This is a genomic window from Peribacillus simplex NBRC 15720 = DSM 1321 (assembly GCF_002243645.1).
Lineage (GTDB): Bacteria > Bacillota > Bacilli > Bacillales > DSM-1321 > Peribacillus > Peribacillus simplex.
In genome coordinates, this window is sequence record NZ_CP017704.1 from 4,734,639 (window position 1) to 4,748,180 (window position 13,542).

Below are 13,542 nucleotides of genomic sequence, written 5' to 3' on the forward strand. Positions count from 1 at the left end.
TTTTATGTTTCATGATTACATTTCGATCATTAAGATGATATGAAGAGTACCTACGCCTTTTAATGAAATGGGTAAATTGATTGCTTCATGAAATCCAAACATTTTGGTATTGCCCACAATGACGGTTGGAGGGGTAATATCAATTAATGTATTCTCTCCTGCTAAAGAGGTGGCGATATTACCGGCAAGCATGTTGCCGAGTTCTGCTGCAAAAGATTCAAGCATTTCACCTTCTAAGGGCATGCCAAACATGCTTTCACCTATTTTGATCATGCATCCGTTTGTTCCCTCAATAATTATTCTTCCGCGGATATCCCCTGTCAAGCCAATAAGGATGCTAATGGATTCCTTTTCGAAAGGCTGTCTAATGAGGGACGGCGTTTGAACGTCCAAGGGAAAGGAGTAACGGACTTAACTGCCAGGATGGTCCCATTTAACACTTTTGTGATTATAGTGTTGATTTCCATTTTAGTTCCTCTGCTTGTACGGTTATGTTCACTATTTTATCAAATTAATAGTCTTTTTTACCTAGTTTTTTTAGAAAAAAAGAAAAAATATTCTGAACCGCTAATAAATATGACCATTTAGCGATAAAGCATAAATGATATCCTTGTGGGTATATTAACCATATCATGAATAATAAGGGGTGGAGTCATGCCGTATTTATTATCTGCATCTCATATAAAGCTGCCACATTTACTTTCTCAGGAAAAAATCATGGAATTTTCGAGAGAAATATTTGGAGCCTCATATAAGAATATAGAACGGTTATTAAAAGCCTTTAAGAATGGACAAGTGGAAAATCGATATTTTTCAAATGATCTTGATTGGTTTAAAGAGGATCATGCTTTTGCCGATCGGAATGATTTATATATTCAGCAGGCAGTCAAGTTTGGGAAAGAAGCTATAGAAAAATGCTTAGCCAACACAGAGTTTTTAAAAGAAGAACTGCAGGCAAACGAGCTAGATGCTTTCTTCTTTATCTCAAGCACTGGGATTGCAACCCCGACCATTGATGCCAGGATAATGAATGAACTTCCATTTAACCCTCATGTTAAAAGGATTCCAATTTGGGGACTTGGCTGTGCGGGGGGAGCAAGTGGCCTATCGCGTGCTTTTGAATATTGCCAAGCATACCCGACGGCGAAGGTTATTGTTTTAAGTGTGGAGTTATGCAGTCTGACATTTCAAAAGAATGATATTTCCAAAAGCAATTTAATTGGAACTTCCTTATTTTCTGATGGAGTAAGCTGTGTTTTGGTTTGCGGTGATGAAGTGCCGGATGAACAGTTTTCAAAAAAAGTAAGACATTTGCAATTTTTGGCTTCGCAATCTACGCTTATGCCGGATTCATTGGATGTAATGGGATGGGATGTTAAAGATCAGGGGTTATACGTGATCTTTTCGAAAGATATCCCTACAATCATCAAAGATTGGCTTAAACCTAATGTTCAAGAGTTCTTATTGGAGAATGGTTTCGATCTCAGGGATATAAAAGATTTCATTGCTCACCCCGGTGGCAAAAAAGTAATTGATGCATATCACGAAGCCCTCGGGTTCGATGAAAGCATGACGGCAGAGTCAATGAATGTATTGCGGGAATTTGGCAATATGTCCTCAGCAACCATTTTGTATGTCCTGGAGAGGTTCATGCAGCGTGGCGGGAATAAAGATGAGGTTGGCTTGGCTGCTGCATTGGGGCCTGGTTTTTCATCAGAACTTGTGTTAATGAGGTGGAAGTGATGATCTTCGCCATTTTCATTATCTTGATCGCTATTCAACGCCTGGTTGAATTAAATATCGCCAAACAAAATGAAAAACAGCTGAAAGTTGCAGGAGCAGTAGAATACGGTGAGTCCCATTACAGATGGATGGTTTTAATGCACCTTAGTTTTTTTATTGTTCTCATTATTGAAGTGGTCGTGCTTGAAAGAGATGTGGCTGGACTTTGGCCAATTTGGCTGACCCTTTTTATAATTGCGCAGACAGGAAGGATTTGGGTAATCCGGTCATTGGGAAAACATTGGAACACCAAAATCATAGTGGTTCCTGATGCCGATGTAGTCATTAAAGGTCCTTATAAATATTTCAAACATCCGAACTATATCATAGTGGCAACTGAGATTATAGTTATTTCCTTGCTATTCAATGCATATTATACTGCTATCATCTTTAGTTTATTGAATGTTTGGATGATGACGGTAAGAATCCCACTAGAAGAGAAGGCATTAAAGGAACATACGGAATATTCTGCGGTTTTTAAGGGAAAATAATAAAAAATTTTAATTTCTTATTGAAAATGATTATCGTTCGTGATAAGATTCTAAATGAAGATGAAAATTATTCTCATTCGGATTTCAATAAATTTATTCTAATAACTAATAACTAAAAGCTAATCAATATATAAGAGGATGGTGTTGGTAATGGTTTGGGTATTCATTTTATTGACAGTCGCTACATATGGTTTTGTGATGAAACATGTATTGAATAATATTCAAAAACCGGCAAAGGCAGTAAAACCTTATACCGAGTCACCAATGGAAAACCGAACTGCATTTAACCCCACCCCTACAACCAGGTAAAAATCCTGGTTTTTTTTTGCATTTCAAAGTCAATATATGAAACAAACTGTATGAATCCACCAATTGGTGGTTTTTTTTTGAACATGGCCTGTAATGAATCATATAGTAAAAATAAAGCTGATGGTATGAATAACAAACGAAATCGTTTACAATAAGAATATCAAAATGACGATAGATTAAGGGGTATGGATTCATGATTCAAGAAACATTAAAGCAACAGTCCAAATTGGGGATTTTGACTGCCATGTATGAGAAATTTCAATCGGCAGGTGATACAGGCAATGCCGATAAACTGAAACAGTTAATCATGAAAGTCAATAACGAGGAGTTCATCATTGCTTTTTGCGGGCATTTTTCAGCGGGGAAATCTAGTATGATCAACTTTCTCCTTGGTGATCAAGTATTGCCTTCAAGTCCGATTCCAACAAGTGCAAATACGGTAAAAGTCCAAAAAGGGGAAGACTATGCCAAAGTCTTTTACCATCATCAGCCACCAGTCTTATTTCCTGCACCTTATGATTTTAAAGAGGTCAAGAAATTTGCCAAGGATGGAGATTCAGTATCGGCGATAACGATAAGTTCCAATGATTTTTCACTGCCGGATTCATGTGCGATCATGGATACGCCAGGAATTGATTCGACAGATGATGCACATAGAGTTTCTACGGAATCTGCCTTGCATCTAGCTGATGTCGTCTTCTATGTCATGGACTACAATCATGTCCAATCAGAAGTGAACTTCCTATTCACGAAAGAATTGTTAGAGGCTGAAAAACCGACATACTTAATTATCAATATGATTGATAAGCATGATGAGAACGAGCTTAGCTTTCAAGACTTCAAGCTTTCCGTTTCTGAAGCATTTGCGAACTGGAATGTATATCCTGATGGTATTTTTTATACATCCGTAAGAGACTTGAACAATAGCGAAAATGAAATAGAAGTGGTCAAGCAATTCATATATGAAATGGCGGGCAAAGGTCTAAATGATGGGAAAGATGCCATCATGCAATCGGCAAATGCCCTTGTCGAAAGGCATCTTAATTGGCTGAAGGAGCAGTATGAAGAGGAACATGCCGATGATTTTGAAGTTTTATCAGAACTTCCTCATGAAGAGCGAATACACCTGACGAATCAAGTGGACAGCCTATTGAAAGAAAAAAAATCATTAACTGGACGTATAGAGGAAATCAAGGTCCAATATGCTGATGCATTAGAAACCATACTAAAAGGTGCGTACATCATGCCCGCCGCTACACGGGACCTAGGTAAATCTTTCTTGGAATCTGCTCAGCCGGACTTTAAAATGGGTCTATTATTTGCTAAGAAAAAAACGGATGCCGAACGTGAGGCACGTATCAAGGCGTTCTTGACCGATTTACAAGAAAAGGTGAAAACCCAGCTTGAATGGCATCTTAAAGAATTAGCAGTTAAAACGCTTAATCAAGCGGAGATCCATGATTCAACACTTGAAAGTACGGCTCAGGCACTTCAGATTGAGGTAACGGAATCTTACATAAAAAACTCTTTGAAGCCTCAAGTTGATATTACGGGTGAATACGTTTTAAACTATACGAATGATTTAGCATCAGCCATCAAAAAGAAAGCTCGTGATGTATCAGAAGGATTTTTGAATAATATGGTTACCGTTATGGAAGGAATAGTGGAACAGCAGTCTAAATCCATCGATAAGGAGCTTGAAGGTTTTTCTGAATTTGCGGAAGCCCTTAAAGTTACTGCTGCGATGAATGCGGAAATTGAGTACCAAACGGAACGTTTAGCAGACATTGCTCAACAAACTGAATCATTAGTCGATGAGCGCGATATCGATATGCTATTAACTCAATGGAATGAAGAAGAAAAAAATATTACAGTTAAAATCATGAAAACGGATAAAGTAAGTAATTCAAGGTCCGTCAACGAACCTGAAACGCAACATGATAAAGAAAGCAAAGAAGTTGTACCTTCTGTGACTGTTTCTACATCTGATGCTACTGATTTACGCGGAAAAGAAAAGCTGATGGAGACTGCAGCGGGTTTACAACAGGCGGCCAAGCTGATCCAACCTTTGAGAGGGTTTCAATCACTTTATAAAGAATTGAAAGAGAAGGCAAATCGCTTGGAACAGCAAACGTTCACGGTTGCCCTCTTCGGTGCATTCAGTGCGGGTAAATCTTCCTTCGCCAATGCGTTGATGGGAGAAAGCGTCCTTCCTGTTTCACCAAATCCGACAACTGCCGCAATCAACAAAATCATGTCTTCAGACGCTGAGCATCCACATGGAACGGCAACCGTCAAATTAAAAACTGAAGCGATGCTGTTGGAAGATGTTAGCCTGGCCTTGGCAGCTTTTGATAAATCGGCAAAGAATCTAGATGAAGCACTTCAACTAGCAGGGCAAATCATTTCGAAGGCGGGGGAAGTTGATAAGGGGAAAACGCATTTATCCTTTCTTAGGGCGTTTCATCAAGGGCTGCCCGAGTACCAAAATGATTTAGGAAATGTGGTAACGGTAGATCTTGAAGGATTTAAACGTTTTGCTGCAGAAGAGTCCAAGTCGTGTCTTGTTGATCTAATTGAATTGCGATATGACTGTGAAATGACAAAACAGGGGATGGTCCTTGTTGACACACCTGGGGCGGATTCGATAAATGCACGACATACAGGAGCAGCTTTCGAGTATATTAAGAATTCGGACGCCATCCTTTTTGTGACCTATTATAATCACCCGTTTTCACGGGCAGACAGGGAGTTCTTGATACAACTTGGACGTGTGAAAGATTCTTTCGCTATGGATAAGATGTTTTTCATCGTCAATGCCGTCGATCTGGCCCAAACCACTGACGAATTGGACGAAGTGATGGATTATGTCACAGATCAATTGAATGGATTCGGAATCCGTTTTCCTAAACTGTTCCCGCTTACGAGTAAGGGAGCGTTGATGGAAAAGCAAACGCCTGGTTCGTTTAAGCATTCGTTCCTTCCTAATAGCGGAATCTCGGAATTCCAAGGCCAATTCGATTCTTTCATAGAAAACGATTTAACTGGACTTGCAATTGAATCGGCTCAAGCGGCTGTAAAAAGAACGGAAGAACTGCTACGAGATGTAATTACAGCTTCCAGGCAGGATGAGAAAGCGAAACGAAATGCCTTGGAGACCCTTTCTCATGAGGCACAGTCCATTTCGGAACTCCTCTCAGTCATTAAAGGGGATGCAGAAAAGCAACGTTTGAAAAAAGAGATCGACGAATTGACTTTCTATAGTAAACAACGGGTCTTCTTCCGGTTTAATGATTTCTTCAAAGAATCGTTCAATCCGGCTGTTTTAAAAGATGATGGAGGCGATTTGAAAATTGTCCTCAAGCAATCGATGAAGAACTTATTGGATGCGTTAGGCTTTGACCTTGCCCAGGAAATGCGGGCAACGGCTTTAAGGACGGAAATGTTCGTAAATAAATTACTGAATGAGAAACAAAACAGTTTGCTTCAGCAAATGCAAAAAATAAGAAGAACCCTTTCATTACAGCCATATGAACCTAATGAGAGGGAGTCCCTTGAATTTACAGGAGCTTTTGCCAAATTAGATACGGGGGAATTCAAAAAGGAATTGGCTTTATTTAAAAATCCAAAATCTTTCTTTGAAAAAAATGAAAAAGCGAAAATGAGCGAAGGGCTTCAGAAGCGTTTAGATGAACCTGCCCTTATATATGTAAAAGAACAGGGTGAGCGGATTTTCGAAATGTATATTGAAGTCCTCGAACAAGAGTTACTCGCGATTCAAAAAGAGTTTAAGACGGAAATATCGGATATCTTTGCAGGTCTACGTGCAGCATTGGAGGAAACGGTCGATTTACCGTATTATGAAAATGCCGTAGCGGAATTGGCTAAAATGCATTCGAAATAGAAACGAGGTTCATTCATGAAAGAAAACCTTATTTCACGATTGAGATACCTGGAAAAGAAAGAGGATATGACCATTTTGATGGCTGCTGTTACTGGCAGCCATTCTTTTGGTTTATCATCGGTACAATCGGATTACGATGTTCGGTTTATATATGTTCATAATGATAAGCGATCATACCTCAGCTTGAGTCAGCCAGTTGAAGTCATCCATTTGAAAGAAGGCCTATTTGACATGGAAGGCTGGGATCTCTTTAAATCATCCCGTCTTACCTTAAAGAGTAATCCTGCTCTTTTTGAATTATATCAATCGCCAATCAAGTTGATAACCCATCCGGATTATTATAGGAAGATGAATGGTTTGATAGCGGATTGCTATTCCAAAAAGGCACTGGGACACCATTATTATCGGATGATGAGTGATAATCTTAAACAATTGTCAAAACCAAGGGATTCCGAAAGAAAAGAACTAAAAATATGGGTACAAGTATACCGTTCGTATTTAATCCTTGAATATATCATCCAACGGGGTTCGCTGCCACCTTTATCGGTATGGGAATTACTTGATTTGGTTCCAATTGATCAAGAACTGAAAACTAGGATGACCCGGATATTTAAGGCAAAACAAATGGAAGAATGTATAAGCAACGATGAAAGTGAAAAGAATCTTTCGCTAATAGAAGGGAAATCGCTTTCCATAAAGAATGAGATAACTATGCTACATAAAGGGAAGAACATGGAAACGGAGCTTAATGAATTAATTTGGACCATTTTGAAATAGGGGGTTTTTCAGATGAGTTTTATAATCGAAAAAGAAGAGCTGTTGCCGTTGTTGAATTCCAGTGATATCAGAATTTGTGACTGCCGCTTTCAGCTAGGCTCTCCTGATGCAGGGTATAATGAATACAAAAAAGACCATATTTCCGGCGCTGTTTATTTCGATCTTGAAAAGGACTTATCGGGGCAGGTTCAAGAACATGGCGGAAGACATCCTCTTCCTGACCTGGAAACCTTAAAAGTTAAACTTGAATCAAATGGAATCACCAATGATACGGTACTTATTGCTTATGATGGCGGGGAAGGTTCTTTTGCTTCCAGGTTTGTCTGGCTGCTGAGCTATCTTGGGCATCAGAAAGTCTTTGTTCTTAACGGGGGCTTTCGCGCCTGGAGGGATGCGGGCTATCCAATTGACTCGAATCTAACGAAATATGTGCCTACAGAATATCATATCGATTTAAATGAGTCCGTTTTTGCTTCTTTTCAAACAGTGAAGGATTATACAATGAATAGGCCTGACGATATCGTATTAATGGATTCAAGGGAATCTAAGCGCTACGAGGGCATCGAGGAGCCAATTGATAAAAAAGCCGGTCATATACCTGGTGCAGTAAATAAGGTGTGGACGAACGTTCTGGAAAATGGCTATTTTAAAAAGAAGGAAGATCTTCAGTCGAATTTCACAGGCATCGGAAAAGATAAGGAAATCATTGTGTACTGCGGTTCAGGTGTAACGGCATCACCCAATTATATCGCCCTGAAAGAAGCGGGCTTTATAGATGTGAAGATTTATATTGGCAGTTTCAGTGACTGGATCTCGTATGAGGATAATCCAATTGAATAATATTTTTTCCAATTAAACGATCCTTAAAAAAGGGGACAGATATGTTAAAATGGAAGTACATCATGATAGAGGTGATAATGTGTTAATGAAAGAAAATGAGCAGCATCCTTCCTTTATGCTTGTCGATGGGATGGCGCTTTTATTTAGAGCTTTTTATGCAACGGCCGTTACTGGTCAGTTCATGATTAACTCAAAAGGCATCCCGACAAATGCCGTTCAAGGTTTTTTGAAGCATATGCTGACGGCGGTGAATCACTTTTCACCTAGTCATGTAGCGGTATGTTGGGATATGGGCAGCAAGACTTTCAGAAATGAATTATTTGATGGATACAAGGCTAATCGATCAGAAGCTCCAGTCGAAATGATCCCTCAATTCGACCTAGCGAAAAAAGCGGTTGAAGCATTTGATATCCCTAACATAGGGCTCTCTGGATATGAGGCGGATGACTGTATCGGGACAATTGCCAAGGCATCTGCCCAACATAGCCGGGTGGGTATATTGACTGGCGATCAAGATATGCTTCAGTTAATAGATGAAAACATTTCCGTACTATTGTTAAAAAAAGGGTATGGTAACTATGAAGTGCATAATCCAGATAGCTTTTTTGAATGGAAAGGGATCACACCAAGACAAATGATCGATTTAAAAGCTTTAATGGGTGATACAGCTGATAATTATCCCGGAGTTAAAGGAATTGGGGAGAAGACAGCGTTGAAATTATTGATCCAGTATCAAAGTATCGAAGGGATACTTGAAAATGTTGCTTCATTGACGAATGGGCAGCGGACTAAAATTGAATCCGCCGTCGATATGCTTCATTTATCCAGAAAACTAGCAGAAATAAAATGTGATGTACCAATTTCATGTTCTTTGGACGATGCGGTCTATCAGTATGATCGCGAGAAGGTAAAAAATCTGGCTAATGATCATGAATTCAGGGCTTTACTGCGAATGATTTAATCAAACAAGCGGAGCTTCCCAATGGGAGCTCCGTTATTTTGTAGGGTGATTTTTTTGTCGAAAAATGGATAGTCAAAATCTTTGATATACGGTAAGATGAAAATAAGGTATGAAGTATGGAGTGGATGCAGAATTGGCGAAGTCAACTGAAGAGTATGTTAGTTTTTTAGAGGGTAAGGGATTCACTTTTGGTAATGACGCTATTGGTTTTATTTATTTTGGTAAGCGCTACACGGATGCAAGTGATATTTTAGTCAATGCAGCAATAGAATTGACATTGAAGGTACAAAAGAATTTTGATGGTAGCTTTTATATCTCCTTTTTGGAAAATTTAAAACAAAATGGCATTGAAACGCGTAGTGCAGCGGTATCGTTTGCAAAAGAACAGGGGCTGCTTAAATAAATCGGACTTCGTAACTGGAAGTCCGATTTATTTAATTGGGCTTTTCAAGAAAACTCCTGTGTCACCGATTTCTTTTTCTTAACAGGCAGTTCAGCAAATATCATTCCCAAGAAAATGAATGCGCAGCCGATGATGGAAGCGGAAGTCAATTTTTCCCCTATCAATATGTATGAGGATAACGCAGCAAAAACCGGTTCCATTGAAAAGATCAGCGCCACTCTTGTAGGTGTCGTATAGGCTTGGAAGAAGGTTTGTGCGAAAAAGGCGAACGCCGTGGCCAGGGCTGCCGTAACCAATAAAGCAGTCCATACATCCTTCTGTAACATGACCTCTGAGCTGAAGATGACGGAATGGTTCTCTTTGAAAATGAAGGCTGAAACAAATGATAATAAAGATACGGTGGAAACCTGAATCAGCGTCAACGGTAAAGCAGGAAGGGTCCTGGCATATCTAGCGGTAGTAATGATCTGCATGGCAAAACTGATTGCGCATAAAAATACCAGTAAATCACCGATATTCAAATTTGAGCGGTCAGCGAAAGTCATTAAATAAAGCCCGATGGTTGCGGCTGCGACACCTATTATTGTATTGCGGGAAAGCCTATGTTTTAAAAGCAGCAGGGAAAAAACAGGGACCATGACGACACTTAATCCTGTTATGAAGCCTGTCTTAGCAGGAGTTGTATAATTCAATCCGATCGTTTGAAGCCCATATCCCAGAAAAAGCCAAACTCCAATATGAAACCCAGCTATAAAAAGGCCCTTATTCCAAGTTCTCCCCTTTTTGTGTAAAGTCGATAAATAAGGGATGAGCAAGAAAACGAAGGCCATGAAGAAACGGACGGCATTAAACGTGAAGGGGTCAAGAAAAGATAGTGCATTTTGGACCATAACAAAAGTGACGCCCCAGATGAATACAACGAATAATAATGAAAAATCAGCTGTCTTGTTCATGAATTTCCTCACCCTTATTCAATCGAATGGCCCGTCTCGCCAACTCATCCGCGGACTTGTTTTCAAGATTTGGAATCCATTTCATGAAAAATAATTCAAGCTCGTCGGAAAGCTTTAACGCACGTTCCAGCAAAATGGCATACTTATTTTTTGCAAATCTTTTTTCAATGGCCTGGTTGATGGCTTGGGAGTCAGTCCGAAAAGAAACGATTTGATATTTATTGGCTACACAAATTTCCAATGCTTTGATTAAAGCATGGTACTCGGCTTCATGGTTTTCCATATTTCCAAGCGGAAAGGAATGCCTTTCGACCACACCGTTATTATTTATGAAAACACCTGCGCCGCTCGGCCCTGGATTGCCTGCACTGGCACCATCAATATACACTTCGATCAAGATGTGCTCCTCCTCGAGTTAACTGTTAATATGCTTTGATAAAAAAATGTTTCATATAAAATTAAGATTGAAACATGAGAATTTCAGGCTGATATGGGAACTATAATTAAAAAGAGTGATTCAAATGCTTACAATATATTATAAAGGGTATGACGGAAAAAAGGTATGAAAATTGTAAGCTGTTCTGCATGAATGGTGAATAAATAAGGAGCTGGAAATCTTTGAAGGTAATTATGCAATGGACATATCATGCTTCAAAAAAACCATCTGCCGATTTCGTTTCGGATTGGCTTGATGCCGGGACTGCACTGGTCATTACGGAAGATCTTGAAAAGGCAGGAAGGCTGAAGGAAGTGGAATTCAAGGATGAATTCGATACAACATGGACCAAGAAGGAGCTAAAGAAACTCCTGACGGAAGTTGAGGAAGAGCCGCAGGATGTGACGGTTTTTTTTGATGGAGGTTTTCAAAAAGATGAAAAGGTGGCAGGAATCGGTGTTGCCATTTATTTTCGTCAAGGTAAGAAGTTCTGGCGGCTACGCACCAATATGAAATTGGAGCAATTTGAATCGAATAATGAAGCGGAATATGCGGCCTTTCATGAAGCGGTCAGGCAGATGGACGAACTTGGAATCCACCATCAAAGCTGTGTCTTTAAAGGGGATTCTTTAGTTGTCTTAAATCAACTTTCCGGTGAATGGCCCTGTATGGAAGAAAACTTAAATAAATGGCTGGACCGCATTGAAGCGAAACTGGATAAATTAAAGATCATTCCGGTCTGCAAGCCAATTTCTCGAAAGGAAAACCAGGAAGCCGATCGCCTCGCAACTCTTGCACTGCAGGGAAAAGCCATTTTCAGCAAAATAGAAATTGATGGGTCAAAGGAGCCATAACAACAATGAACAGGAAAAAAATATATGAAGAAGTGGAAGATGTCCTCGCTTCATTTTGCCAAGATTGTTTTTTACGAAAGCATTTTCGAAAAGAAAAGGGGCGTACGTATGCCCATCAGTTCTGTATTTCAGAATGTACGGTTGGTGAAAAATTAAAACTGCTGGGCAATGAACTTAGTGACCGATCTTAAGTCCCCAAAAATCATTAAGACATAGGGGGGGAATGCAGGATATGGTATTATAGGTAAAAAATAGAGGGAATTGTGAGAGCAATGAAAAATAGAAGAGGGAAGCTGAATAATAAAGCGAATCCGCCTCTTACCATACCTAAAATTGATTTCATAATGGAAGAATTGAAAAAAGGTGAATTTCCTTTAACTGAACAAGATCCTGTACAACCAAACGTAAAGATTCATGAAAGAATCAACGAAGCTTCTCTTCAAATCAAAAACATCTTTCAAGATATATGTAAAGAAGGAAAAATACAGCTTGAAAAGATTGAATTGATTAAAGCGGAAGTAGCACCTGTCATTGCAGAAGCTGCAAGGAATCCTGATATTTATTACCTTTTCGAAGAGATGCAAGCAAATAACGAGTACACGTATAGGCATAATATCGGTGTCGGAATCATTGCCACTTATCTAGGGATGAAGCATGGTTTATCGAAAGAAAACCTTTCAGCCCTGACATTGGCAGCCACGCTGCATGACGTGGGTAAAACAAGGATTTCAGATAGTATATTGGAAAAACCGGGTAAACTGACTGCGGCAGAATATGAAGAAATGAAGCGCCATACCATTTATGGGTATGAATTACTTAAAAATATCCCTGGAATCTCACCATCGCTTGCATTAACAGCCCTTCAGCACCATGAACGGGAAGATGGGCAAGGCTATCCACTTGGACTGAAGGGGAATGATATCCATCATCATTCGAAAATCGTCGCTATAGCCGACGTATTCCATGCGATGTCTTCAAGTCGTGTATATCATCAGGCCATGCCGTTTTATAAGGTGATTGAGCAAATGAACAGCGATATGTTCAGTAAATTCAATCCAGAAATCCTGCTGGAGTTTGTAAGCCGATTAATGTCCACTTTGGTCGGAAAAGAAGTCATGCTTACCAATGGACAATTGGCACGATCATCATGATCAATCCATACGATCACCTTAAAGTTTTATTGAAAACGGCAAATCGAAAGAATCATCGGTGAATGAAAAAGAGCCCGATTATAAAAAATCGGGCTCTTCGTCATTCTGCTTTACCGAATCAAAATAGGCTTTGAGCATTACTTTATTTTCGCTAAAGTCTGCAATCGTATATTGATCAAGGACCTGTAGAAAAGCATCCAAGGCATTATTAAGGACAAATTTCAATGAACAAACGGGAGAAATCACACAGTTATCGTGATCTTTAAAACATTCCACTAGATAAAAATCTTCTTCGGTTCTCCGCACCAGTTCCCCTACATTTATTTCAGCGGGTGATTTTGCAAGCCGGAAACCGCCATTTCTTCCGCGTATCGTCTCAATATAGCCTAATTTACCTAGATTATGAACAATCTTCATCAAATGATTTTTAGACAGTTGATATACTTCAGAAATCTCTTTAATATTTGATAATTTGCTTTGGTCGTGGGAAGCCAGGTAAATCAACACTCTAAGTGAGTAATCGGAATAACTCGTCAACCTCATGTTTATCGCCTCACATTCTATCCCCATTTGACTATATCATAAATGTGAACATTTTATAAACATGAAAACTTATTATTTGAAAAGATGTATGAAAAATATTGCTTTTAATGCATTTAAGTTCTAATATAAACATGTATT

The 13,542-nt window shown here is 39.3% G+C and carries 16 protein-coding genes; 11 read left to right on the forward strand and 5 right to left on the reverse strand.

Annotation, left to right across the window (positions count from 1 at the left end; translation table 11 throughout):
- Positions 1-15: 15 nt before the first annotated feature.
- Together BS1321_RS22915 and BS1321_RS28620 are read right to left on the reverse strand one after the other, a co-directional pair.
- The gene (locus tag BS1321_RS22915; protein WP_311620579.1) at positions 16-324 is read right to left on the reverse strand and encodes a chemotaxis protein CheX; all 309 of its coding nucleotides are present in this window, start codon (positions 322-324) and stop codon (positions 16-18) included.
- Positions 321-467 carry a hypothetical protein gene (locus tag BS1321_RS28620; RefSeq protein WP_311620586.1) on the reverse strand — a complete coding sequence of 49 codons (147 nt, stop codon included), beginning with the start codon at positions 465-467 and terminating at the stop codon, positions 321-323. Before BS1321_RS28620 ends, BS1321_RS22915 begins: the two co-directional genes overlap by 4 nt.
- Before the next feature lie 187 nt (positions 468-654).
- Here BS1321_RS28620 and BS1321_RS22920 point away from each other — a divergent pair, with 187 nt between their 5' ends.
- From BS1321_RS22920 to BS1321_RS22950, 8 genes are all read left to right on the forward strand, one after another.
- Positions 655-1,743, forward strand: coding sequence for a type III polyketide synthase (locus tag BS1321_RS22920; RefSeq protein ID WP_063233269.1), 1,089 nt, complete (start codon positions 655-657; stop codon positions 1,741-1,743).
- Positions 1,743-2,273, forward strand: a complete 531-nt coding sequence (locus BS1321_RS22925) for an isoprenylcysteine carboxyl methyltransferase family protein (protein ID WP_063233270.1) — start codon at positions 1,743-1,745, stop codon at positions 2,271-2,273. Before BS1321_RS22920 ends, BS1321_RS22925 begins: the two co-directional genes overlap by 1 nt.
- Before the next feature lie 144 nt (positions 2,274-2,417).
- Positions 2,418-2,582 (forward strand): hypothetical protein, encoded by a 165-nt coding sequence (locus BS1321_RS27640; protein ID WP_155726466.1) that lies wholly within the window; start codon positions 2,418-2,420, stop codon positions 2,580-2,582.
- A 193-nt stretch (positions 2,583-2,775) separates the two neighbouring features.
- Positions 2,776-6,486 (forward strand): dynamin family protein, encoded by a 3,711-nt coding sequence (locus tag BS1321_RS22930; RefSeq protein WP_063233271.1) that lies wholly within the window; start codon positions 2,776-2,778, stop codon positions 6,484-6,486.
- Between the two features lie 15 nt (positions 6,487-6,501).
- Positions 6,502-7,263 (forward strand): DNA polymerase beta superfamily protein, encoded by a 762-nt coding sequence (locus BS1321_RS22935; protein ID WP_063233272.1) that lies wholly within the window; start codon positions 6,502-6,504, stop codon positions 7,261-7,263.
- A gap of 12 nt (positions 7,264-7,275) precedes the next feature.
- The gene (locus BS1321_RS22940; protein ID WP_063233273.1) at positions 7,276-8,103 is read left to right on the forward strand and encodes a sulfurtransferase; all 828 of its coding nucleotides are present in this window, start codon (positions 7,276-7,278) and stop codon (positions 8,101-8,103) included.
- Positions 8,104-8,188: 85 nt separating this feature from the next.
- Positions 8,189-9,064, forward strand: coding sequence for a 5'-3' exonuclease (locus BS1321_RS22945; protein ID WP_063233349.1), 876 nt, complete (start codon positions 8,189-8,191; stop codon positions 9,062-9,064).
- 109 nt (positions 9,065-9,173) lie between these two features.
- Entirely contained in the window at positions 9,174-9,467 is a 294-nt protein-coding gene (locus BS1321_RS22950) for a DUF6123 family protein (RefSeq protein WP_063233274.1), read from the forward strand.
- A 44-nt stretch (positions 9,468-9,511) separates the two neighbouring features.
- On the opposite strand, the gene BS1321_RS22955 is transcribed toward BS1321_RS22950, so the two are convergent.
- Positions 9,512-10,420, reverse strand: coding sequence for a DMT family transporter (locus BS1321_RS22955; protein WP_063233275.1), 909 nt, complete (start codon positions 10,418-10,420; stop codon positions 9,512-9,514).
- Complete coding sequence (locus BS1321_RS22960; RefSeq protein WP_063233276.1) at positions 10,404-10,817, reverse strand: reverse transcriptase-like protein; 414 nt, start codon at positions 10,815-10,817, stop codon at positions 10,404-10,406. Before BS1321_RS22960 ends, BS1321_RS22955 begins: the two co-directional genes overlap by 17 nt.
- A gap of 221 nt (positions 10,818-11,038) precedes the next feature.
- Between BS1321_RS22960 and BS1321_RS22965 the strand changes: the two genes are divergently transcribed.
- The 3 genes from BS1321_RS22965 (at position 11,039) to BS1321_RS22975 (ending at position 12,861) form a co-directional block, all read left to right on the forward strand.
- Positions 11,039-11,710 carry a reverse transcriptase-like protein gene (locus tag BS1321_RS22965; RefSeq protein WP_230162699.1) on the forward strand — a complete coding sequence of 224 codons (672 nt, stop codon included), beginning with the start codon at positions 11,039-11,041 and terminating at the stop codon, positions 11,708-11,710.
- 5 nt (positions 11,711-11,715) lie between these two features.
- The gene (locus BS1321_RS22970) at positions 11,716-11,901 is read left to right on the forward strand and encodes a zinc-finger domain-containing protein (protein ID WP_063233277.1); all 186 of its coding nucleotides are present in this window, start codon (positions 11,716-11,718) and stop codon (positions 11,899-11,901) included.
- An 81-nt stretch (positions 11,902-11,982) separates the two neighbouring features.
- Positions 11,983-12,861 (forward strand): HD-GYP domain-containing protein, encoded by an 879-nt coding sequence (locus BS1321_RS22975; protein WP_063233278.1) that lies wholly within the window; start codon positions 11,983-11,985, stop codon positions 12,859-12,861.
- Between the two features lie 78 nt (positions 12,862-12,939).
- Here the strand turns inward: BS1321_RS22975 and BS1321_RS22980 are convergent, their stop codons facing one another.
- Positions 12,940-13,404, reverse strand: coding sequence for an RrF2 family transcriptional regulator (locus BS1321_RS22980; protein WP_063233279.1), 465 nt, complete (start codon positions 13,402-13,404; stop codon positions 12,940-12,942).
- Positions 13,405-13,542 lie beyond the last annotated feature (138 nt).

Excerpts from the sequence above, each read along its gene's own strand:
- BS1321_RS22980 (WP_063233279.1), bottom strand. The coding sequence starts at position 13,404 with ATGAGGTTGACGAGTTATTCCGATTACTCACTTAGAGTGTTGATTTAC.
- BS1321_RS22920 (WP_063233269.1), top strand. The coding sequence starts at position 655 with ATGCCGTATTTATTATCTGCATCTCATATAAAGCTGCCACATTTACTT.
- BS1321_RS28620 (WP_311620586.1), bottom strand. The coding sequence starts at position 467 with ATGGAAATCAACACTATAATCACAAAAGTGTTAAATGGGACCATCCTG.
- BS1321_RS22970 (WP_063233277.1), top strand. The coding sequence starts at position 11,716 with ATGAACAGGAAAAAAATATATGAAGAAGTGGAAGATGTCCTCGCTTCA.
- BS1321_RS22930 (WP_063233271.1), top strand. The coding sequence starts at position 2,776 with ATGATTCAAGAAACATTAAAGCAACAGTCCAAATTGGGGATTTTGACT.
- BS1321_RS22950 (WP_063233274.1), top strand. The coding sequence starts at position 9,174 with ATGAAGTATGGAGTGGATGCAGAATTGGCGAAGTCAACTGAAGAGTAT.
- BS1321_RS22945 (WP_063233349.1), top strand. The coding sequence starts at position 8,189 with ATGAAAGAAAATGAGCAGCATCCTTCCTTTATGCTTGTCGATGGGATG.
- BS1321_RS22955 (WP_063233275.1), bottom strand. The coding sequence starts at position 10,420 with ATGAACAAGACAGCTGATTTTTCATTATTATTCGTTGTATTCATCTGG.
- BS1321_RS22925 (WP_063233270.1), top strand. The coding sequence starts at position 1,743 with ATGATCTTCGCCATTTTCATTATCTTGATCGCTATTCAACGCCTGGTT.
- BS1321_RS22975 (WP_063233278.1), top strand. The coding sequence starts at position 11,983 with ATGAAAAATAGAAGAGGGAAGCTGAATAATAAAGCGAATCCGCCTCTT.
- BS1321_RS22940 (WP_063233273.1), top strand. The coding sequence starts at position 7,276 with ATGAGTTTTATAATCGAAAAAGAAGAGCTGTTGCCGTTGTTGAATTCC.
- BS1321_RS22935 (WP_063233272.1), top strand. The coding sequence starts at position 6,502 with ATGAAAGAAAACCTTATTTCACGATTGAGATACCTGGAAAAGAAAGAG.